The organism is Flexithrix dorotheae DSM 6795, from assembly GCF_000379765.1.
Classification (GTDB): domain Bacteria; phylum Bacteroidota; class Bacteroidia; order Cytophagales; family Flammeovirgaceae; genus Flexithrix; species Flexithrix dorotheae.
Genome location: NZ_KB903500.1, coordinates 1 through 1,493, shown reverse-complemented (window position 1 = coordinate 1,493; position 1,493 = coordinate 1). Strand labels below are relative to the sequence as shown.

1 protein-coding gene is annotated in these 1,493 nt (G+C 44.5%); it reads left to right on the top strand.

Going from position 1 to position 1,493, the window contains the following annotated elements; genetic code table 11:
* The coding region (locus A3EM_RS44890) for a T9SS type A sorting domain-containing protein (RefSeq protein ID WP_157638278.1) at positions 1-1,451 on the top strand (1,451 nt) is incomplete at its 5' end.
* Positions 1,452-1,493 lie beyond the last annotated feature (42 nt).

Below are 1,493 nucleotides of genomic sequence, written 5' to 3'. Positions count from 1 at the left end.
CCACTACAAACCCAAATCTGACTTGTATTGAAGTAGATGATGTAGCAGATGCTGAAGCTAACTGGACTAACGTTGATGCTACGGCTAGTTTTAGTTTGACCTGCAATACCCTTGTCGAATCTATTAGCGTACAGGGCCAAGCCGGAGCAACGGCCATTACTACCGATGATGGTACGCTACAAATGGAAGCCACGGTACTGCCTGCCAACGCGAATGATGCCTCCTATACATGGAGTGTGGCCAACGGCACGGGAGAGGCGACCATTGATGCAAATGGTTTATTGACAGCCGTTTCAAATGGTACAGTGACTGTGACTGCAACAGCCAATGATGGGTCTGGAGTAAGTGGCGATATGGAGATTACAATCTCTAACCAAATTGTTTTGGTCAATTCCATCACTGTACAGGGACAAGGGGGAGCAACTACCATTACCAACAACGGGGGAACGCTACAAATGGAAGCCACGGTATTGCCCACCAACGCGAATGATGCCACCTATACATGGAGTGTAGCCAACGGCACAGGAGAGGCAACTATTGATGCCAACGGATTACTGACTGCTGTGTCGGACGGTACAGTCACCGTAACCGCCACGGCCAACGATGGCTCAGGAGTAACAGGTGATGCAGTGATCACTATCTCCAACCAAATTGTTTTGGTCAATTCCATCACTGTACAGGGACAAGGGGGAGCAACTACCATTACCACCAATGGGGGAACGCTACAAATGGAAGCCACAGTACTGCCCGCCAACGCAATTGATACCACCTATACATGGAGTGTGGCGAACAGTACAGGAGAGACTACCATCAATGCGAATGGTTTATTGACAGCTGTTTCGAATGGCACAGTGACTGTAACTGCCACGGCCAACGATGGCTCCGGGGTAAGTGGCGATATAGAGATTACAATCTCCAACCAGATTGTTTTGGTCAATTCCATCACTGTAAAGGGACAAGGTGGGGCAACTAGCATTACTACAAAAGGAGGAACACTACAAATGGAAGCCACGGTACTGCCCTCCAATGCAGATGATACCACCTATACCTGGAGTGTAACAAATGGCACAGGCGAAGCTACTATTGACAGTAGGGGTTTATTAACAGCAGTATCAAATGGTACAGTGACTGTAACTGCAACAGCCAACGATGGTTCCGGGGTAAGTGGCGATGTAGAGATTACAATCTCTAACCAGATTGTTTTAAGTGTCAATGATCAATATAATATAAGTGACTTGTCTATTTATCCTAATCCCGTCTCTTCTGTCCTAAACATTGATTTTGATAAAACAATTGAAGCCATTACTATTGTTGATGCTATAGGAAAGCCAATAAAAACTATTTCTTCACCAAAAGAATTTTTTGATGTTTCAGATTTAACCATTGGTATTTATTTCTTACAGATAAAAACAGACAAAGGTCTAATGAGTAAAAAATTTATTAAAGACTAACCACTTTAATATAGGATCAAATTCAGGAGGGTCCACTGGGGA